Raw genomic sequence first — 19608 nt, forward strand, 5'->3', positions numbered from 1 at the left:
ATCAGCAAAAGACATAGTGACACCTACTCCTGATGCGCAACAGGCCGGGCCAAAGAGGCCATATCCAGCGCAAGATTAAGCTCCAGCACATGCACGCGTGGCTCACCCAGCAAACCCAGCTGACGATCACTGGTGTGTTGGCTGAGTAAAGCCATTACTTGATTCACGGACAGCCCGCGCGCCTTAGCAACACGAGCCGCTTGCAAACGGGCATTGGCGACCGAAATATGAGGGTCCAAACCGGAGGCCGAGGCGGTTACCGCATCCACAGGAACCGATACATCCGCCGCCAAGCCATTCATGGCCCGATAGGCTTGAGTTCGCTCAGCCACAGCATCCAGCAAACTCCGGCTTAAGACCCCCTGATTACTGGCACCACTAGCAGCCGCGTTGTACGGTTGCGCACGGCTGCTAGTCGGGTCCGCAGGGTCCACGCCCTGCGTCATGCTGGGCCGGCCATGAAAATACTCGGGGCGACTGAAATACTGACCAATCTGCCGGGACCCCACTGGCTGTCCCTGCAGCCGGATCAAACTGCCTTGAGCCTGATCTGGAAATAAAGCGGTACCGATCACCGTGGTCGCCAAGGGATAAGCCAAACCGGTCAGCATCATAAAAAACACGGCAGATAAGAGCACAGGTCGCAGCAGGCTTCCAAGAGAAGGCTCTGCATCACGTGCTGTGCGAACAAGACCTTGCGATTGAGACATAGCAGTCAAACCTCAAAAAGTAATGCCATCCAGCATCAACACATGCTCGACGATGGGGCCTAGCGCCAGCGCAGGCATGAAAGTCAGGCCACCGACCACCAGCACCACGAAGACCAGCAGACCGGTAAATAAGGGAGTGGCAGTGGACAAGGTGCCCGGCCCTGCCGGCACCGCTTTTTTAGCGGCCAGCACCCCGGCCAAAGCCAGCAAAGGTAGGAGAGTCAGGTAACGGCCAACCAGCATGGCCAGACCGATGGTGGTATTGAAAAAAGGCGTGTTGGCGTTAAAACCGGCAAAGGCCGAGCCATTATTGGCGGTCCCGGAGGTGTAGGCGTACAGGACCTCGCTAAAACCATGGGGCCCCATATTGGACAGGCTGTCCAAAGTGGAAGGCAGCACACTGGCCAAGGCGGTAAAACCCAAAATGCTGAAAGAGTGCGCCAGCATGGCCAGCATCACGTATTTCATCTCCCGCGCCTCGATCTTCTTGCCCAGAAACTCGGGGCTGCGCCCTATCATCATGCCCACCAGGAACACAGTCAGAATCGCGTAACTGACCAGACTGATGAAACCCACCCCAATCCCGCCGAACACATTGTTCAGCATCATTTGCGCGATTGGCACCAGCCCGCCCAACGGGGTCAGGGAGGCGTGCATGGCATCGACAGAGCCGGTTGTGGCAGCCGTGGTAACCGTGGCAAACAAGCTGCTTTGGGCCACCCCGAAACGCAATTCCTTGCCTTCCAGATTGCCTCCCCCCAAGGTGCTGCTTTGCACCTGATCAACGCCCATCGGAGTCAGCAAGGGATTGCCTGCCTGCTCAGCGCTGTAGATCAGGGATAGAAAGCCCACAAACATCACAAAAAAGGCAGCAAAGAATGCCCAGCCCTGGCGGCGACGCAACAGCATGGAACCGAAGGCATAGGTCAGCGCCGAGGGCACTAGCAACATGCTGAGCATATGCACGGTATTGGTCAAAGGCGTGGGGTTTTCAAAAGGATGGGCAGCATTCATGGCAAAGAAACCGCCCCCATTCGTGCCCACGTGTTTGATACTTTCAAAGCTGGCCACGGGGCCCAGAATCAGCTGCTGCGGGAGACCTTCCAGCGTCTGAACCACGGCATCGGCATTTAAGGTTTGCGGCATGCCTTGCCAGATATACAGCAAGGCCAAGCCACAACTGACAGGCAACAGCAAGCGGTACAGGGAGCGTGTGAAATCAACCCAGTAATTACCGATATCCGTCGCACTTTTACGGCTTAAACCACGGATGAAGCCCCCGGCTGCGGCCAGGCCTGTGGTGGCACTGATCATCATCAAAAAAGTGATCGCTGCCATCTGGGAAAAATTGGACAGGCTGGACTCTCCCGAATAGGCCTGCCAGTTGGTATTAGTCGTAAAGGAAACCGCCGTATTGAAAGCCAGGTCAGGAGACTGAGCGGCGCGCATCAGGCTGTCACCGGGAATCAGGGCCTGCGCCCGTAAAAGAACATATCCCAGAAGCAACATGGCCGCATTGCTGAGCAGCAGCGCCAGGCTATATCGCTTCCAGGACATTTTCTCCTCTGGATTCACCCCCAAGAGCCGGTAGGTCCCGCGCTCCACCAGACTGTGATGCCCACTGCTGAAAAAATGGGCAATCCACTTGCCCACCAGCACCAGCAAAAGCGCGGAAACAGCCAGAACCACAAGGAACTGCATCATATCGTCAAGCATGAGCGCTCCAATTACAGTCTCTCAAGACCAATAACAAAACCGGCCGCCAGCGCAAAAAATGCGAAGAGCACCGCCAAAAAGACAAAATCAGTCATTTGCACACCTGTTCAAAACAATGAGGTTTGGCTGGGCCAAAACTTAGAATTTCTCTGCCTTGAGCAAGGCGTAGAACAAATAAATGAACAGGCCCAGGGCAATCAGACCGGCCAGGATCGTAAAAAAAGACGCATTCATTTCCCACTCCACACAATGCTGACCTGCAGCAGACAAGTGAAGTCTAGAAGTGAGGGCGTAAATTCAGGGCTGTGTTTAGGGGCCTGCGTATAAAGACGGCATATAGATTGATGTAAGGGCGCACATCAACTGATCCGGCAGCGGCGCGGGCAGATGCTGATGAGGTTTTTTAGGCGGGGGGGCAGGAACGGCTACTCATGAGCCCAATAAAAAACACCCCAAAGCCTGAACCAACAGGCATTGGGGTGTTTATGTACTGCTGTCTCGGGCCTGCCCTTGCACGTTCCCGGCGGGAACCTCACAGGCCGTCGAACAGAATGCTTACTTCTTGCTGTCTTTCAGCTGAGGAACAGCCGAACCACCAGCAGGAGCCAAAAGGCCAGCCTGGGTGTAGGTAAACAGTTTCTCGCGGGTATCCACGATGTCCAGATTGCGCATGGTCAGTTGACCGATACGGTCACGTGGCGAGAACATGCTGTCCACTTTTTCCATGCTCAGGCGCTCGGCCTTGTAGGTCAGGTTAGCGGAGACAGTATCCAGGATGGAGTAGTCATTGCCGCGACGCAGTTCCAGCGTCACTTCACCGGTAACGGCACGAGCCACCCAGCGCTGGGCAGTTTCACGCAGCATGATGGCTTGCGGGTCAAACCAACGGCCTTGGTACAGCAAACGGCCCAAACGCAGACCATTGATCCGGTACTGTTCGATGGTGTCTTCGTTGTGAATGCCGGTTACCAGACGCTCGTAAGCGATGTGCAGCAAAGCCATACCGGGGGCTTCGTAAATACCACGGCTCTTGGCTTCGATGATGCGGTTTTCGATCTGGTCGCTCATGCCCAGACCATGACGGCCACCAATGCGGTTGGCTTCCATCATCAGTTCAACGGGATCAGCAAATTCCACGCCGTTCAGGGCAACGGGCTGGCCTTCATCAAAGCGCACACGCACTTCTTCAGCAGGTACGGCCACATCATCACGCCAGAACGCCACGCCCATGATGGGTTTGACGATATTGATACCGGCGTTCAGGTATTCCAGATCCTTGGCTTCGTGCGTGGCACCCAGCATGTTGGAGTCGGTGGAGTAGGCTTTTTCGGCCGACATTTTGTAGTCGAAACCGTTTTCCTGCATGTACTCGGACATCTCGGCACGGCCACCCAGCTCATCAATAAAGGTCTGGTCCAGCCAAGGCTTGTAAATCTTCAGGTCCGGGTTGGTCAACAAACCGTAGCGGTAAAAACGCTCGATGTCGTTGCCCTTGTAGGTGCTGCCGTCGCCCCAGATATTGACGTCGTCTTCCTTCATGGCGGCAACCAGCATGGTGCCCGTCACTGCACGGCCAATAGGTGTGGTGTTGAAGTAAGTTACGCCACCGGTGGTGATGTGAAAGGCATTGCACTGCAAAGCGGCAATCCCTTCAGCAACCAGCTGCTGACGGCAGTCCACCAGACGGGCCAGAGTGGCACCGTATTCCTTGGCCTTGCGGGGGATGGCATCGTAATCGGGCTCGTCGGGCTGACCCAGATTGGCAGTATACGCATAAGGGATCGCCCCTTTATTGCGCATCCACAAAAGAGCAGCGCTGGTATCCAGGCCACCGGAAAAGGCAATGCCGACCTTCTGGCCGACTGGAAGAGATTCAAGGATGGTTGTCATTATCGCGTCAGTAGTGGTGTGCAAGTACGGTTCCGCCTGTAGGGCTCTAGGAAGAGCTCTGCCCGAGGCAGGATCAATATGTCATTATATCGTCTTGACCGACCCTGGACACCCTTGCGTAGCTGGATTTAATTAAGCAATGAACTAGAACAGCCATTTTTACCTGGAGACACCGCAATGCCCGATACACCTGCTCAACCCACTATCAGCCGTTATCCTGTACCCGCGCTGGAAGATATGCCCGACGATATCCGCAGTCGCATTCAAGCCGTTCAGGAAAAATCGGGCTTTATTCCCAATGTGTTTCTGGCTTTGGCTCATCGTCCGGACGAGTTTCGCGCCTTTTTCGCCTATCACGATGCGCTAATGGAAAAACCCAGTGGCTTGAGCCATGCGGACCGGGAAATGATTGTGGTGGCCACCTCCGCCGCCAACCAATGTCATTACTGCGTCATTGCCCACGGCGCGATTTTGCGCATCCGGGCCAAAGACCCGCTTGTTGCCGACCAGGTTGCCGTCAATTGGCGCAAGGCCGATATCCCGCCCCGTCAAAAAGCCATGCTGGCCTTTGCCCTGAAAATATCGCAAAACGCCCAGGAGATCGAAGAGGCCGACTTTCAAGCCTTGCACGAACACGGCTTCAGCGATGAAGACGCTTGGGATATTGCCGGCATCAGCGCGTTTTTCGGCCTGAGCAACCGCATGGCCAACTTCATGTCCATGCGCTGCAATGACGAGTTCTACATGCTGGGGCGCGTTCCTCGCTAAGTCATCATGCGTTACGCCCTGTTGTTCGCCGGGTGGGTTTGTGTGGCGCTGGCCATTGCTGGCGCCATTTTGCCCTTGCTGCCCACTACACCTTTCGTCCTGCTGGCCGCTTGGTGTTTTTCGCGTAGCTCTCCCCGCTTTCATCAGTGGCTGCTGGACCAACGTCATTTAGGCCCCTATTTGCGTAACTGGGAAAACGGCCAAGGCTTGACCCGTCAGGCCAAACGCCGGGCCTTGATCATGTTGTGGTTGTCCTTGGCGGCCTCCGCCTGGTTCACCAGTCATCTGGGCTGGTACCGCCTGGGCCTGCTCATTCCCGGTATTTTTGCCACCACATATCTGCTGCGTGCCAAAACCCTGGATGACACCCCTGCAAAGCCTGTGCAAAAATAGCCTGCTTGAGTCCATCTCGGCTTTCACCCCCTTTGCTTGAAGATCCCATGCCCAACCCTGTCATCCTGCTGGCCGCCGCCTACATCACTAATTCTGACGGTCAAATTCTGTTGGTACGAAAACGTGGCAGCGAGTTTTATATGCAGGCAGGTGGCAAGCTGGAAGCGGGCGAAACCCCCTTGCAAGCCCTGCAACGTGAACTGGATGAAGAACTGGGCCTGACCGCAGACGAGACCGCCCCCGCCCACTACGAAGGCTACTTTGAATGCCCCGCCGCCAATGAGCCCGATCACATTGTTCATGCTCACGTCTTTACCTTGACGCTGGACCGTGACGTGCATGCTGCTGCCGAACTGGAAGAAGCACGCTGGGTGAGCGCCGAGGAGATCCGTTCTTTGACGCTGGCTCCGCTGCTGGCCGATCACATTCTGCCCCGTCTGTCACCTGTCTAAGCCCCGAGCAGGCTAATTTTTGGCATAATGACGCCCTTGAGTTCCCCGTCAGGGGACACAGCTATTTGCCCGACCAGCCCGCAACGGCGGGCTTTCTTTATTGAGCGCTAATTTATGTCCTCTTTGCCCTGTCAAGGCGCAATCGTCACCTTTACCCTGCAGCAACTGCGCGCGGCCACCCAAGCCGGAGGGATTTTAGGTGTGTCCATCAAAGGACAAGGCAATCATTTCTTTGTACAAGTGGCTACCCGTGCCGGTCAGGCCGTCCTGGTGACCGCTCGCAGCAAAGATCCCCGCAGCTTCAAAAGCCCCTTGCAAGCCATGGTGCTGCTCAAACAGGTAGGCATTGTGACCGGGCAGTTTGACCTGAGCCAGTACTCCCCGGACCAACAAGAAACTGCGCCCCGTAGCCGCCGTCGCCCCGCTAAACCCAGCAAGCTGGGATTGCGCTGGAACCGAATCGCCGAAAAGATCTCCAGCCCGGCCCAGCCTTCCCTGGATGATCCCAGCCTGGACATCAACGAAGAGCAGACGCGTCGCCTGCTCGCCCGTCAGGAAACTCAGCAGTTAAGCCTGCTGGGTAGCTAAGCGTCGCCCATCTGCCTGGCAAGATGGGCTGAGCGCATACGCTGCATCCAGCGCCTGAGCCAAATCCTGCTGCAAGTGATGGGGCTCTTCCAGCCCCACATGCAATCTTAATAATTGCCCTTGCCCAAACAAAGGCCGGCCATTGCGTTTAGGCATATCCATCGGCAAGGCAAGGCTCTCAAAGCCCCCCCACGACAGCCCTATGCCAAACAGACGCAAGGCTTTGAAAAAACGGGATAACTGCTCTGCGCTCAAGGGCTGCAACACCACACCGAACAAACCCGTTGAACCCGTAAAATCCCGCTTCCAGATTGCATGTCCCGGGTGAGACTCCAGCGCCGGGTGCAACACTTGTTGAACCTGCGGATGACGTTCCAGAAAATGAGCAATGTGCAGCGCACTGGCTTGATGCTGACGCAAGCGCACGCCAAGAGTCCGTAAGCCGCGCAAGGCTAGAAAAACATCATCTGGCCCAGCGGTCTGGCCAAAATCATGCGCCGCGCGTCGCAACATCGGCCAAGCGCGTTCATTAGCCGTTGCCACCCCCAGCAAGGCATCCGAATGCCCGATCACATACTTGGTCGCGGCTTGAATCGACACATCGACTCCGTGCTCAAAAGCCTTGAAAAACAAAGGCGTGGCCCAGGTATTGTCCATGACAACAAAAGCGCCGGCCGCCTGTGCCGCGCGACTAATGGCGGGAATATCCTGAACTTCAAACGTACCTGATCCGGGGGACTCGACGTAAACCACCTTGGTATTGTCTCGAATCAGCTTGGCGATGCCTGCGCCTAATGAAGGCTCATAAAACTGCACCTGGATTCCCATGCGGCTGGCCAAGGTCTGCTGCGCAAACGCACGCACCGGCCCATAAACCGAATCCGGCAGCAATAGATGATCACCCACCTCCAGCATCCCTAGCAAAGCATGCGTACATGCGGCCAGACCGGAGGGAAACAGGCAAGCGCGATAGCCGCCTTCCAGCTCGGCCATGGCCTGCGTGAAAGTCTGCAAAGTGGGATTGGTGAAACGGCCGTAAGAGGCATACGGATTATCGGGTTCTTTGCGCTGCGCCCACTGTTCCAAATCGTCCGCAAGAATCGTAGAGCCGCGGCACACCGGCACATTCACAAAACCACCTGACACGCCTGTGTCTCGGCCCAAATGCGTCAAACGGGTATTTTGGTAATCACAATCCTGCATGCTATTTCCCTGATCTGATCAATGAAAACAGTCTACGCAGTGCAGCGCAGGCAATTATTGCGTATTCACCCTATTGGACAGACAATCAGTAGAATAAAAAACTACTTCTGATTTGATTATTAGGAAAATATTCTTATGTTGGATAAATTCGACAAGCACATTCTGGAAATACTCCAAAACGATGCCACGCTGGCCATCCAGGAAATTGCCGATCGTGTGGGTCTATCCAGCACGCCCTGCTGGCGACGAATCCAGCGTTTGGAGCAAGAAGGCTATATCGAAAAACGAGTGGCCTTGCTCAGTTCAGAGAAGCTAAATGTGGGGGTAACGGTATTTGTGGCCATCAAGACCAATCAGCACAATAAGCAGTGGTATAGCCAGTTTTCAGCGGTGGTGGAGGCCATTCCACAAATTGTGGAGTTCTACCGCATGAGCGGTGACACTGATTATTTGCTGCGCGTGGTCGTGCCGGATATCAAAAGTTTTGACCGCGTTTACCAACGCCTGATATCGGAAATAGAGCTGACTGATGTCAGCTCCAGCTTTGCCATGGAGCAGATCAAGTTCACCACTCGCCTGCCCCTGGACTACGCCTGACAGGCTAGCTAGAAGCTGTATTCAACATCCAGAGTCTGGCCCACACTGATCATTTGGGGCTTGGATTCCACCAGCATGGCTTGCATGCCAAACAAAGTCCCTTGGGGAAACTGGCGGCTTTGCGCCAAGGCCAGGCCAGGCTGCGTACCCACATCAGCGGTGAGCTGATTCACATTGGGCATAGGGCAACGGGTGCACGGGCGGATAAAGGCGAAGCTTAGGTTTTCGCCGCTAAGGCCCAAGACATAGTCTTCTTCGTAGGCCGGCAAGCCCTCAAAGACAACATTGGCGCGGAACCGATCCATAGGCACAGCCTGCTCGCCGGACTGTTGGACCAAACGGTTCAACTCCTCCAAAGACGCTTCATTCGTAAACAGAAAGGGTAAGGCGTCAGCAAAACCAAAACCTCGTTCTTGGTCTCCAATCTTGCGCCATCCTTGGGATTTATCCTCCCAAGGCCGCACCCGCTCCGTCAACACATGGCGACGTGCCCGGCTGTGGTTACGCAGCAGCCGGCAAGGGGTCTGCAAAAAGTCACTGAACCATTGCGCGACCACATCGCCTTCATCACGTCCTAAGGTGTCCGAGCTCCAGATTCGTACCGATACAGCGACGTTATCGCCTGCTGCGGCATCCAGAGACCAAGACAAAGGCTCCATCCCTGGCGCCTGAATCGTGATTTGCCCATCTTTGACCTGGGGCTGGATCAGAGCCATGCGAGGCCAGCGCCGTTGCGTCATGAACACACCTTGCTGATCGACCACAACCCACTCCCGGTCGTAGGCCAGGCCCGCAACGCTGACCTCTACCCCCTGAGGATGCGCCTGGGCAGCACAAGATTTGATGGGATGGGTAAACAAGCCAGTAATGGTAATCATGAGTCGCTACAAGAAAAGGCAAAGACAAGGGACTTATTCTAGAACAGCCCCGCGTGTGAGTCGCAGGCGCCTTGATACCGCAGCCATCTGGCGTGGGTCGTAAACATCGCTCCTGCAAACTTTTTTCCTGGCAGGGCTTGACAAAGCATTAAAGGCATGAGTAAATAGTTAGCTGTTCGCACCAACATATACATTACATTAAGAAAGTGCGATCACCTTTTTTGAATGTACCCATTTTTCAGGTCTTGTTGACCTGCCGGCACTTTCCCAACAGTGCGGGTCTACATTCACAATGGCGACGACAGCCACATCCAGACTTATTTTTTGCATCGTAGCGGACTCGCTCCGTCCATTAGCTTGGCAAACGAATAAGGCGCTGTCCATGCCGTCAGAGAACTACTCTGCCCTGATGTTTTCAGCATCCTGCCAGCAAGGTTCTACATTGAAATAGTAATGGCCTGGTCTCCGTGTGGAGCCCGGTCCATCATGGTGTCATCAAATCTCAATAAAAACACGATGTAATGACGCCACACGATAAGGAAAAAAATTATGAAAAATATCTATCCAACTGGTTTGATCTCGCGCCCTGAGCATGTTGCCTTGAACAAAACCGACATTCGCATTGGCGATACCGTTTACCTGCAACCTAAAAACGGCCCCCGCATGGCTGGTACCGTTATTTTCAGCTCGCCCGTGCATGGCTGCACCACCTACACCGCTGACGCGCAAAGTCAGGACGCCAACGTCCGCTTTCGTTTCCGCCTGCAGGACGTGCATCACGTGGCTCCACGCCATGCCATGCCTGCCTTGAACTAAAGGCTTTGCACGCTAATTAATACGGGGCCCTGATTGGGCCCCGTATTAATTTCATTCAAAAACAGTTAATTACAATTTGTAAAAATCATTTCTGCTTTCATCCTACAATAGTGGCGCCTTGAAACTTATCCGACGCTGTAAAGCGTCCACGACGAGCGTGCGCTCTTATGGCAACGGATATGAAACCAGAGCAGGCTTTCTGCTTGCGCCCGTCCCGGCGCCCTTCCTGTCTCACCCACGTTTTCTTGTTCAGCCTGGTCTTGACTTTGACCCTGCTGGGTACAAAACTGCGCCATTACGATGCCCTGACGATCTTCTGGCCTGCCGAAGCCGTGCTCTTAGGGCTGTTCATCCGTCGCCCCGACTGGGCTAATAGCCGACTGAGCTGGCTAGTCATCACCTTGGCCTATCTGTGCGCCGAACTTACGGCCCACAACCCCTTGTCGATTGCCCTTTTGCTGACTGCCGCCAACGTCAGTGGTGTCAGCCTGGCGTACTGGTTAATCGTACGCAGCCCACTGCTGGATCTGTCCCTACGCCGCCCCCAGGCCATGCTGACCTTGGCGGCCTATTACAGCGTCGCGTGCATTCTGTCCGCCATACTGGGCGGCTTTGCCCTGTACCTACATACAGACCAGGCACTGCCTCTGGCCATTACGTCCTGGATTCTGACTGGCATCATTTCCTATACCGCCATTCTGCCCGTCATCCTGACGGCCCCAGCACGGCCCTGGAAACGATTCCAAGAATATTGGAACGAGCCCCATTTACTCAGCCTGGCCCAATTAGCCCCGGCCCTGTCATTGCTGTTGACCAGCTTATTAAGCTTGCTGATTGATGGCCCGGGCTCCCTGGCCTTTCCTGTGCTGCCTTTACTCTGGTGTGCGCTGAGCTACTCGCTGTTTTCGATCACCCTGCTGACCTTGTTTTATGTGCTGTGGACATTGTTTGCTCTAAGCCAGCCGACGTACTTTCTGCCCAGCCAGCTCCATACCTCGCTGGACCTGTTGTCACTGCGCATTGGCATTGCCTCTATTGCGCTGGCGTCCATCACCTGTGCCAGCTTGATGTCCGCCCGCAACCTGGCCGTGGAAAAGCTTCAGCGCATGGCCCATCACGATGCTTTGACGGGCCTGTTGAACAAGCAAGCCTTCTTTCAACAAAGCCAGACCGTACTGACACAATGCCGTTTGAAGCAGGTGCCAGTCAGCGTCATCGTCCTGGACATTGATCACTTCAAACCCATTAACGACACGCACGGCCATCATGTCGGGGATCTGGCCTTAAGCGCCATCACCCAACGTATTTCCCTGGCGCTGCGGGATACGGATCTGTGTGGGCGGCTGGGGGGTGAGGAGTTCGGGATATTATTGCCCGACTGTAGTGCCGGACAAGCCCATGCCGTGGCTGAACGAGTCCGTAAAGGTATTGCGATGCTGCCCTTCTCACTGGACAACAATCAGCAACTGGCCATGACAGCCAGCTTGGGCGTGGCCACCCTGGAAGCCAGTACGCTGGACTTGCATGCTTTGCTGCGCCAGGCTGATACCGCTTTATATGAAGCCAAGCGGGCCGGCCGGGACCAAAGTTTCTCCTATCATTTCCCTGAAGCCAAAACAGGCACTTGACGCTATCCGTAAGCAAACCGATACTGATGTGTCAATACGAAACAAAAACTAGGGAGCGGTGATATGGCGTCAATTTACGGCTCGCCCTTGTGTCAAGCATGTCAAAGCTTGCCACACGGTTTAAGTACCAGCCAAGCGCATGCCGATTTGCGTTTACTGGGTCAACACCCCCCCTCTGCGGACGGGACACACGAAACCCAATACCGTTGCCTGAGCTGCCAGACCCACTGGCTTTTGCGCACCAATCGCTGGGGCGTACCTGAGGGCTTTCGCCTGAAACCTGTATAGGCAAAGCCAGGCACATGCACTACCATGACAGCTTTGTCTGTTAGCGATTCCTGTATGTCTGCCCTGCTGTTTGATACTGAAACCACCGGCACTGCCAAGCCTCAAGTCATCGAGGCGGCATGGCTGCGCTTAAGCGACCCCGTCTTCTTGCTGATCAATGAAGAGTTTGAACAGCGCTATCGCCCCGATGAAGCCAACACCTTGGGTGCGCTGGCCACTCATCACATTTACGATGAAGAGCTGCAAGACTGCCCTTCACACACTGAATTTGCGTTGCCCGCCGACACGCACTACATCATTGGCCACAACGTGGACTATGACTGGGCGGTTGCCGGTTCACCCGATGTCAAACGTATCTGTACGCTGGCCTTGGCGCGCCGTCTGATCCCTGGTCTGGATAGCTACAGCCAGTCTGCCCTGATCTATCACATAGACCGAGCCAATGCGCGCGACCGCCTGCGCAATGCACACAGTGCCTTGGCCGACGTGCGCAACTGCCTTGCCTTGCTGCAGCATCTGCTGGGTCTGATGCAAAACGTCAATACGTGGGAACAACTGTGGCAGTTGTCAGAGCAAGCCCGAATTCCCACCACTTTGCATTTTGGCAAACACAAGGGCATGGCCATCGCTGATGTGCCACAGGACTACAAGAACTGGCTGCTGCGTCAGCCTGATCTGGACCCTTACCTGCTCAAGGCTTTGAAGGTCCAAGCCTAAAGGTTCGTAATATCCCTAATGGCTGCAAGCCGGCTTATGCCCAATGATGAAGGTCCCAACAAGAACTTCATGAGGTGGCAAATGATCGAGGTTGCATACGTCACGAAAGATATGAGTCGGGATCCATACGAACGCATCACCCATCTTGGAGGTACGGGCTGGCAACATTCTCAACCGGATGTTGTTCAGCACATCGAGCAAGGCAAAGAAGACTATTACATTCTTCTGGATGGTATTCCCGCCAAACTGACCGTGGCGCTCAGCCGTTTTGGTGCCAAGTACCTGAAAACTGAGCTTGAAATTGAAGAGCCTCACATTTTGCTCAGCCTACCCAATCAGGCCGGATAAGCAGCCCGGCTTCCCCTGTGCACAATCAATCCTTAATGGGGATACAAAAAACGCGGCCTCAGCCGCGTTTTTTTATGCCTGTGTAGAAACCGGCCTTAAGGCTTGAGCAAGCGCCACTGACCATCACGCACGGTAATCAGCTCACGACCACGCTCGTCAAAGCCGCTGTGGTCTTCGGGAGACATGGAATACACCCCTTGCGTGGCAACCAGATCGCGCGTTTGCTCCAGGGCATCGCGCAGCGCTGAGCGGAACTCCGGCGTACCCGGCTTTGCCTTGGCGGCCGCAGTTGGAATCGCTTTTTCCAGCAAGAGGCCCGCATCAAAAACATTGGCGCCAAAGGTTGCTGGAGCCTGGCCGTAACGCTCCGTGTAGCGCTGGATATAGTCCTGGGCGATAGGCTTGGCAGGATTGCTGTCATCAATTTCAGGCAGGACCAACATCAAGCTGGCCGCCAGAATTGTGCCTTCTACTTGCTCGCCACCCAAGCTCAAGAACGCTGGTAAGGCGGCTCCGTGCGTTTGATAAATTTGCCCTTTGTAACCTTGCTTAACCAGGGTCACCTGGGGCAAGACGGCGGCAGCGCCCGTTCCGGCCACCAGCACCACGTCCGGCTTGGCGGCATAAATCTTCAAGGCTTGCCCGGTTACCGAGGTATCGGAACGCACATAGCGCTCTGTGGCCACGATCTTGATATCGTTGGCTTGGGCCAGCTCTTTGAAGACTGTCAGCCAGCTCTCGCCGTAGGCATCGTTAAAACCCAGGAAACCGGCCGTTTTGACCCCATTGTCAACCATGTGCTTGACCAGGGCCTGAGCAATAATGTCGTCGTTCTGGGTAGTCTTGAACACCCACTTCTTCTGCTCGGTCATGGGCAGCACAACCGAAGCCGCGCCAACCGGAGCCAGAATCGGTGTACCGGAATCCGCTGCAAACTGGATCAAGCCCATGGCATTGGGGGAGCCGGTAGGCCCGATCAAGGCGTCGATCTTGTCCTCGGAGATCATTTTCTTGAACAGCGTGACCGTTTGGTTCGGATCGCTGGCATCATCCAGGGAGACATACTCAACCGTCAGATCCCCAATCTGGGTGGGTAGCAAAGGAACGGTATTACGCTGCGGCAGGCCGACCACGGCAGTCGGGCCCGTCGCCGAGGCGATGACGCCGATCTTGACTTGTGATTGGGCTGGAGTGGCCAGAGCGGCCAGAACAACGGACAAAGCGAAAGCAGTTCGAGTCAATTTCATAATATGCAGAGCCAATAAAGCCCTTCCCCCCTTGATATCAGCGCAGCCGCGCCTGTATGGATTGATCTGGACCTAAGATACCAAATTCACCGTACCATCACGCCTTATTCTGACGATCTCCTCTGGCAGGTCTGCTTACAATTGTACGCGGGCAGGCCTAATAAAGTAGTTTATAACGAAGCTACTGTTTTACCTCTCTTTGAGCGAATCTATGTCACTACAACAAATGTTGCAGCAAATTCTGCAAAGCGGACAAAGCACCCTCAAACAGGGCCAACTGAACTCCTCGGGCTTGGGCAAGAAACTGGGTGAACAGGCAAGCGGTTTTGGCGGTGGTGCCGTCGTGGGCGGTGTGCTGGGCATGCTGCTGGGCAACAAGAAATTCCGCAAAATGGGCGGCTCATTAGCCGGCTATGGCGGCGCAGCGGCCTTGGGGGCTTTGGCCGTCAAGGTCTACCAAAACTGGCAAGAACAAAATGCAGGCCAACAAGCTGCACCTGCTCCCGTGCAGGCTGTTCCTCCTGCCCCCTTAGCACTGGCCAGCAATAATCAGGCCGACAACCACGCCCAAGCCATTTTGGCGGCGCTGGTGTCCGCGGCCAAGGCAGATGGCCATATTGGCGATACCGAACGCGAACTGATCGAGGCTGAAATCAATAAAATGGCCGCCCCCGAACAGGCGCGTCACTGGCTGTCGCAAGAGCTGCTTAAACCCGTCGATCCCCAGGCCATCGCCCAATTGGCACAAAGCCCGGAGATGGCGGCCGAAATTTATCTGGCCAGCGTCATCGCGATTGACGAGCAAAGCTATATGGAGCGCGCCTACCTGGATGAACTGGCTCGTTTACTATCCTTGCCAGACTCTTTGCGCCAAAGCCTGGATAATCAGATCCAGACAATAAGTTCTTCTTAACTTCGGGGTCGGACGCTTCACTAAAACGCTCCCGCTCTGAGGGCATTTTTCCCCTCGGGCAGCAAATGTCATGCTGCCCATGACTCATCAAGGAAAATACCAATGAAAAGCACCTTCAAATTGGCTCTTGGTTCACTGGCAGTAATGGGTCTGGCCGCCTGCGCGGCTCCAAACGGCACCTCCAACTCCGCGGATTCTGTACGTCATATGGATAAAGAAACCTCTCTGCAGGCGTATCACTGGCGCTTGTTTGCCACTACGGGTAAAGACGGCCAGCCCTCGGCCGCCATTCCTGGCGCAGGCGGTGAGCAAGTCACCTTGAACTTCACCGACACCATGATGTCGGTAGACAATCTGTGTAATACCTTGGGCAGTGGCTACACCATCAAAGGCCCCAAGATCACTTTCACCTCGCCCGTGAGCACGCTGAAAATGTGTTCGGACCCCGAGCTGATGCGCAATGAACAGGCCGTTGGCAAACTGCTGCCCACAGCAACAAGCTGGAGCATGGCCAAGGCGGACTCCGCACCGGACAATCCGGCCCCTGTGCTGACCCTGACCTTCCAGGACGGTAGCAAATGGCGCTTGAAGGGCGAGCCTACAGCGACGACCCGCTACGGCAGCGAACCTACCCGCGTCTTCCTGGAAGTGGCTGCCCAGCGCGAAGCTTGTTCACACCCCTTGATACCCAACTACCAGTGTCTGAAGGTTCGTGAGATCCAGTACAACGACGCCGGCCTTAAAACCTACACCGGTGAATGGATGTACTACTACGGCGACATCGAAGGCTACACCCACCAAGCTGGCGTTCGTAATGTGCTGCGGGTGAATCGCTACGAACTGAAGAACGTGCCCGCTGACGCCTCTTCCAAGGCCGACGTGCTGGACATGGTGGTTGAATCTGAACAGGTTGGCAATTAAGCCTTGGCTGAATGTCAATCACCAAAAAACGGCCCTGCGGGGCCGTTTTTCTTTCTGCAACTTTTCTTATCCAAACGCCGTGAAGCCAGGCCTATTTGCCTGTAAGCCCAAGCGCGACCGCCACAAATAGTTACTCACTGCTAAGCTTTGAGCCTAGTCAGTAGGCACCCTCGTCCGTAGTATGGAATGCATCCGGGTATCATTTTTCACCTCCCTATATATCCGGCTTCTGGCCTTGCCACGCTGCAAGGCCTTTTTTTGCCTGTCTATTTGGGGCAGCCCTACTTCAGTGGCCCGTAAAAAATAAAAAACGCACCGGCACCAATCAGAGCAAAACCCACAACGTGGTTCAGCGTAAAGCTCTCTTTCAGATACAGCACAGAGAACACCACGAAGACCAGCAAGGTAATTACCTCCTGTATGGTCTTTAGCTGAGCAGCGCTATAGACGGTATGCCCCAGGCGGTTAGCGGGTACCGCCAAACAGTACTCCACAAAAGCGATACCCCAACTGATCAACACTACCTTGAGCAAAGGACTGTTCGGGTACTTCAAGTGTCCATACCAGGCAATCGTCATGAACACATTGGAGGCCACCAGCAGCAGGATAGGAAGAATTTTTGCCATTCTGGACACAGGGAAAAAAGCGGCCCAAGCCGCAACCTGGCCAGTGTAGCGTCACATCCGATCAAGGGATATGGGGACAATCAGGCAGCAAGAGATCGGAACTTATTGGACGACTTTCAAGAAATCCACTTCAATTTCTGGTGGCCTCTTGGAGCTGGTATCGACTTCCCCGATCAGTTCCACCTTGGTTTTTTCGTCAAGGGTTTGGCCAACAAAGTGCTTGGCTTTGATTTCCGCAATAATCTCGCCCGTCCCATCAGAAAAAACAAACTTGTCATGGGCAGACTGTTTCAACAAATGCCCTTGAACCCGAACATCCTGATCATCTACGGGATTCTTTAAAATCTCTGCAACCGTTGTCTGACCAATATCCGATGGCCCGGTATATTGAGCCGACGCAGGAAAGGATAATACTGCGGCCGACAAAGCCACAGCAAAAACCGAACGTGCTTTTAAATGAATGGACATAATGACTCCCAAAATTCATGGCATGACGCTTAACCATAACAGTAGATATAGTCAGTAACCTAATAAACAGCCCGCACCTTCGCCCTTTTCTAAAGAACAAGCCAGCCCTTCAAAGCATCACCCGTACAATAAGCAGCGGTGATTTCTCACCAGAAAGCCGTACTGCTCTTTCCAGGGGCCGCTTCACGTCACCTCATCCGGAACCAGGCTTACAAGAGCCAGCTTTTCTTGAACACGCCGAGCCACTGCACTATGACAAGTCTTGAGCAACTTGGGCCTCGAATCTGTATTCTGGGCCCGTCCAATAGCGGTAAATCCAGCTTGGCCAATGCCATTGAGCGCAAGCTGGCTATCCCTGCCGTGCACCTGGACCAATTATTTCATCAGCCCTATAGCAACTGGGTACCACGCCCCGAATCAGAATTTATCGAGCTGCACCAGGCAGCCATCGCTAAAGACAGCTGGGTGATGGAAGGCAACTACACTCGGCATCTTGCACCGAGACTAGAGCGCGCCACAGGTTTTATTGTGCTGGAGGTGTCCACTGCAACCAGCCTGCTCCGCTACTTTCGCCGCACCTTGTTTGAACGCAAACGGCAAGGTGCATTAGCTGGCGGGAAGGACAGCGTGAAGTGGCAGATGATCCGCCACATTGCCATCGTGACGCCACCGAACCGGTACAAATACCTGAACATCTTCGAACAAAGCAGCTTGCCTAAAATCAGGCTGGAATCAGCACGGGCGTTGAAGCAGCTCTACAAACGCGAAGGATTAAAGAGATAAAGCTGGCCAGGACAAACAGAGTCCTAAACTGCATCGCTCTTCCCAAGTATGGGCATTGCTCAACCCAACAGCTATACCTATTCATCTCGATCCGGTGCATTAAACGAGCTTGAGCTCTTGGATGATTATGTTGGCCGTGAGTCCATATGCCTTACTGCTTGGTCAAAGGTCTGGTTGTGAATGGTCTAAAAGATTCACTTCGCTGGGATAGCACGCTGACAAACTCACTTTGGGCTCAATTGCTACCACCACTCTGGCCGTATTGACCTACTACTGGCCACTTTCGTTCCGATACGATTCCATTCACAGGCGCAAGCTTGACCTATTTGGCACACACAAGTGGCTCAGTCGCCTTAAAGCAATCCTAGCCGTGGCTTTAAAAGGAACTGGTGCAGATGCAGATGCAGATGCAGATGCAGGTGCTGGTGCTGGTGCTGGTGCTGGTGCTGGTGCTGGTGCTGGTGCAGCACTAGCCTGGCAGTATTTCCACACTAAGCCATAGCTTCTGTGCACAAGTTCTACCGTAGCAAACTCAACGCATACCCCTGCCACGCATTTATAGTGCTCCGATATTCATCAGCGTGTTGTGCCAGCTCTGTATATCGAGCTGCGCACATTCCGACCACGTTTCGCAGTTCAGCGGCAATTCGGGCGTTTTCATCCAGCGCATGTCCGGCTCGGGCAGCCTGAGTGGCGACACGATCATTGGCGGCGGCGAGCTTGCCGCGCAAGCTGTCAAGATCGGTGCGAGTAGCCACAGCAGCGTCACGCGCCGCATCCAACTCGTTTTGAAAATTAGCGCGTACATCATCCACCTCTTTTTGTAATTGCTGCTCCATTACGCGTGCACGAGACTGCGCCTGCACCAAAGCGGCCCGATTCTCTGCCTGAGCCAACTCATAGCCTTGGTGATGCTGCGCTTTACCATATTGCATCAGGGCTAAAAAAAGGGCTGCTAAGACAGCAGCCCCCACTAATGCAGACTTGATAGACATAGCTGCCTCTCGGCTTGCCGACGACGCTCCAGCCCACGCAGCTTGCGGCCCCCGGCGTAAACCCAGCGATCCAACTCCTGGCATGCCCCCGCGATATCCCCCGCCTTCAGCTTGCGCAACAAGGTGGACTTTGCATAAGCACCGGCGCCCACGTTGTACACAAAGCTGCTCAGTGCCACTCTTGCCGGGTCGGGCAAGGGATACGAGACCGATCGATCAACGACCGCCAGGGCCTTGCGCACCTCTTGCTCCGTCAAAGCATCGCACTGAGCGGGCGTTGCCACGTCCCCCAGACGCACACCCTGCGTATAGCCTTCGCAGATAGTTGGAATCCCCACCGGGTCTGCGTAGGCAATCAAGGACCGGCCCTCCCAAGCCGCAACCAACCCGATCGCTGCCGCAATCACACCGGTGCCCACCTTAGTTTTTAGATCCATGTCTCCACTCCTTGATCTGACGCCAAGTCCGCTTTACCCCGCCCACAATACGCGCCGCAGCACGAGTGAATTCCGGCAGCTTGGTCACAATCAAAATCACCACATAAGCCGCCCACAGCGTCAACACAAAATCCTGCATCGTCCAACCATAAATAAGCAGGGCCGAGCCGGTGCTTATGGGTAAATGAGCGGCGTCGTTATCGAACATCATTTGTTCCCCTAAAAA

Annotated in this window: 24 protein-coding genes; 12 read left to right on the plus strand and 12 right to left on the minus strand. The window is 54.7% G+C overall.

The window, feature by feature from the left end; translation table 11 throughout:
• Positions 1–23 precede the first annotated feature (23 nt).
• The 4 genes from kdpC to argG all read right to left on the minus strand — a co-directional run bounded on the left by kdpC (position 24) and on the right by argG (position 4316).
• Positions 24–710: a K(+)-transporting ATPase subunit C gene (gene kdpC, locus AC1RSM_RS07285; protein ID WP_492930902.1), complete on the minus strand. Its 687-nt coding sequence runs from the start codon at positions 708–710 to the stop codon at positions 24–26.
• Positions 711–722: 12 nt separating this feature from the next.
• On the minus strand, positions 723–2426 hold the full coding sequence (kdpA, locus tag AC1RSM_RS07290; RefSeq protein WP_492930904.1) for a potassium-transporting ATPase subunit KdpA: 1704 nt from the start codon (positions 2424–2426) through the stop codon (positions 723–725).
• A 138-nt stretch (positions 2427–2564) separates the two neighbouring features.
• Positions 2565–2660 (minus strand): K(+)-transporting ATPase subunit F, encoded by a 96-nt coding sequence (gene kdpF, locus AC1RSM_RS07295; protein ID WP_492930906.1) that lies wholly within the window; start codon positions 2658–2660, stop codon positions 2565–2567.
• A 321-nt stretch (positions 2661–2981) separates the two neighbouring features.
• Positions 2982–4316, minus strand: coding sequence for an argininosuccinate synthase (gene argG / locus AC1RSM_RS07300; RefSeq protein ID WP_492930908.1), 1335 nt, complete (start codon positions 4314–4316; stop codon positions 2982–2984).
• A gap of 177 nt (positions 4317–4493) precedes the next feature.
• Between argG and AC1RSM_RS07305 the strand changes: the two genes are divergently transcribed.
• From AC1RSM_RS07305 to AC1RSM_RS07320, 4 genes are all read left to right on the plus strand, one after another.
• The gene (locus AC1RSM_RS07305) at positions 4494–5084 is read left to right on the plus strand and encodes a peroxidase-related enzyme (protein ID WP_492930910.1); all 591 of its coding nucleotides are present in this window, start codon (positions 4494–4496) and stop codon (positions 5082–5084) included.
• A gap of 6 nt (positions 5085–5090) precedes the next feature.
• Positions 5091–5477: a YbaN family protein gene (locus AC1RSM_RS07310; protein WP_492930912.1), complete on the plus strand. Its 387-nt coding sequence runs from the start codon at positions 5091–5093 to the stop codon at positions 5475–5477.
• A gap of 47 nt (positions 5478–5524) precedes the next feature.
• The gene (locus AC1RSM_RS07315) at positions 5525–5929 is read left to right on the plus strand and encodes an NUDIX hydrolase (RefSeq protein ID WP_492930914.1); all 405 of its coding nucleotides are present in this window, start codon (positions 5525–5527) and stop codon (positions 5927–5929) included.
• Positions 5930–6043: 114 nt separating this feature from the next.
• The gene (locus AC1RSM_RS07320) at positions 6044–6517 is read left to right on the plus strand and encodes a hypothetical protein (protein ID WP_492930916.1); all 474 of its coding nucleotides are present in this window, start codon (positions 6044–6046) and stop codon (positions 6515–6517) included.
• Here the strand turns inward: AC1RSM_RS07320 and metC are convergent.
• A complete protein-coding gene (metC, locus tag AC1RSM_RS07325) occupies positions 6497–7720 on the minus strand; it encodes a cystathionine beta-lyase (protein WP_492930918.1) in 1224 nt (407 codons plus the stop codon). The two genes, AC1RSM_RS07320 and metC, sit on opposite strands and share 21 nt — an antisense overlap.
• A gap of 135 nt (positions 7721–7855) precedes the next feature.
• On the opposite strand from metC, the gene AC1RSM_RS07330 reads away from it, so the two are divergent.
• On the plus strand, positions 7856–8317 hold the full coding sequence (locus tag AC1RSM_RS07330) for an Lrp/AsnC family transcriptional regulator (RefSeq protein WP_009455584.1): 462 nt from the start codon (positions 7856–7858) through the stop codon (positions 8315–8317).
• An 8-nt stretch (positions 8318–8325) separates the two neighbouring features.
• Here AC1RSM_RS07330 and AC1RSM_RS07335 read toward each other — a convergent pair whose 3' ends face one another.
• A complete protein-coding gene (locus AC1RSM_RS07335) occupies positions 8326–9195 on the minus strand; it encodes an MOSC domain-containing protein (RefSeq protein WP_492930920.1) in 870 nt (289 codons plus the stop codon).
• 549 nt (positions 9196–9744) lie between these two features.
• On the opposite strand from AC1RSM_RS07335, the gene AC1RSM_RS07340 reads away from it, so the two are divergent.
• The 4 genes from AC1RSM_RS07340 (at position 9745) to AC1RSM_RS07355 (ending at position 12992) form a co-directional block, all read left to right on the plus strand.
• Positions 9745–10011, plus strand: coding sequence for a hypothetical protein (locus AC1RSM_RS07340; RefSeq protein WP_492930922.1), 267 nt, complete (start codon positions 9745–9747; stop codon positions 10009–10011).
• Between the two features lie 179 nt (positions 10012–10190).
• Positions 10191–11639 (plus strand): GGDEF domain-containing protein, encoded by a 1449-nt coding sequence (locus tag AC1RSM_RS07345; RefSeq protein WP_492930924.1) that lies wholly within the window; start codon positions 10191–10193, stop codon positions 11637–11639.
• Between the two features lie 312 nt (positions 11640–11951).
• Positions 11952–12644 carry a 3'-5' exonuclease gene (locus AC1RSM_RS07350; RefSeq protein WP_492930926.1) on the plus strand — a complete coding sequence of 231 codons (693 nt, stop codon included), beginning with the start codon at positions 11952–11954 and terminating at the stop codon, positions 12642–12644.
• Between the two features lie 111 nt (positions 12645–12755).
• Entirely contained in the window at positions 12756–12992 is a 237-nt protein-coding gene (locus tag AC1RSM_RS07355; RefSeq protein ID WP_492930928.1) for a DUF3892 domain-containing protein, read from the plus strand.
• Between the two features lie 95 nt (positions 12993–13087).
• Here the strand turns inward: AC1RSM_RS07355 and AC1RSM_RS07360 are convergent, their stop codons facing one another.
• Positions 13088–14239, minus strand: a complete 1152-nt coding sequence (locus tag AC1RSM_RS07360; protein WP_492930930.1) for an ABC transporter substrate-binding protein — start codon at positions 14237–14239, stop codon at positions 13088–13090.
• A 211-nt stretch (positions 14240–14450) separates the two neighbouring features.
• Between AC1RSM_RS07360 and AC1RSM_RS07365 the strand changes: the two genes are divergently transcribed.
• Both AC1RSM_RS07365 and AC1RSM_RS07370 read left to right on the plus strand, forming a co-directional pair.
• The gene (locus tag AC1RSM_RS07365; RefSeq protein WP_492930932.1) at positions 14451–15152 is read left to right on the plus strand and encodes a tellurite resistance TerB family protein; all 702 of its coding nucleotides are present in this window, start codon (positions 14451–14453) and stop codon (positions 15150–15152) included.
• Between the two features lie 102 nt (positions 15153–15254).
• On the plus strand, positions 15255–16073 hold the full coding sequence (locus AC1RSM_RS07370; RefSeq protein WP_492930934.1) for a DUF4377 domain-containing protein: 819 nt from the start codon (positions 15255–15257) through the stop codon (positions 16071–16073).
• Between the two features lie 281 nt (positions 16074–16354).
• On the opposite strand, the gene AC1RSM_RS07375 is transcribed toward AC1RSM_RS07370, so the two are convergent.
• Both AC1RSM_RS07375 and AC1RSM_RS07380 read right to left on the minus strand, forming a co-directional pair.
• Positions 16355–16699, minus strand: a complete 345-nt coding sequence (locus tag AC1RSM_RS07375; protein ID WP_492930936.1) for a DMT family protein — start codon at positions 16697–16699, stop codon at positions 16355–16357.
• A gap of 102 nt (positions 16700–16801) precedes the next feature.
• Entirely contained in the window at positions 16802–17167 is a 366-nt protein-coding gene (locus tag AC1RSM_RS07380) for a YgiW/YdeI family stress tolerance OB fold protein (RefSeq protein ID WP_492930938.1), read from the minus strand.
• A 321-nt stretch (positions 17168–17488) separates the two neighbouring features.
• Between AC1RSM_RS07380 and AC1RSM_RS07385 the strand changes: the two genes are divergently transcribed.
• Positions 17489–17950: a P-loop NTPase family protein gene (locus tag AC1RSM_RS07385; RefSeq protein WP_492930940.1), complete on the plus strand. Its 462-nt coding sequence runs from the start codon at positions 17489–17491 to the stop codon at positions 17948–17950.
• 518 nt (positions 17951–18468) lie between these two features.
• On the opposite strand, the gene AC1RSM_RS07390 is transcribed toward AC1RSM_RS07385, so the two are convergent.
• From AC1RSM_RS07390 to AC1RSM_RS07400, 3 genes are read right to left on the minus strand one after another with little or no spacing between them, the layout of a single operon-like run.
• A complete protein-coding gene (locus tag AC1RSM_RS07390) occupies positions 18469–18945 on the minus strand; it encodes a DUF2514 family protein (RefSeq protein WP_492930942.1) in 477 nt (158 codons plus the stop codon).
• Positions 18924–19382 carry a lysozyme gene (locus tag AC1RSM_RS07395; RefSeq protein ID WP_492930944.1) on the minus strand — a complete coding sequence of 153 codons (459 nt, stop codon included), beginning with the start codon at positions 19380–19382 and terminating at the stop codon, positions 18924–18926. The genes AC1RSM_RS07390 and AC1RSM_RS07395 overlap by 22 nt, the downstream gene beginning before the upstream one ends.
• Positions 19366–19593: a hypothetical protein gene (locus AC1RSM_RS07400; protein WP_492930946.1), complete on the minus strand. Its 228-nt coding sequence runs from the start codon at positions 19591–19593 to the stop codon at positions 19366–19368. Before AC1RSM_RS07400 ends, AC1RSM_RS07395 begins: the two co-directional genes overlap by 17 nt.
• Positions 19594–19608 lie beyond the last annotated feature (15 nt).

The organism is Alcaligenes sp. GW821-FHT11D07 (assembly GCF_058808495.1).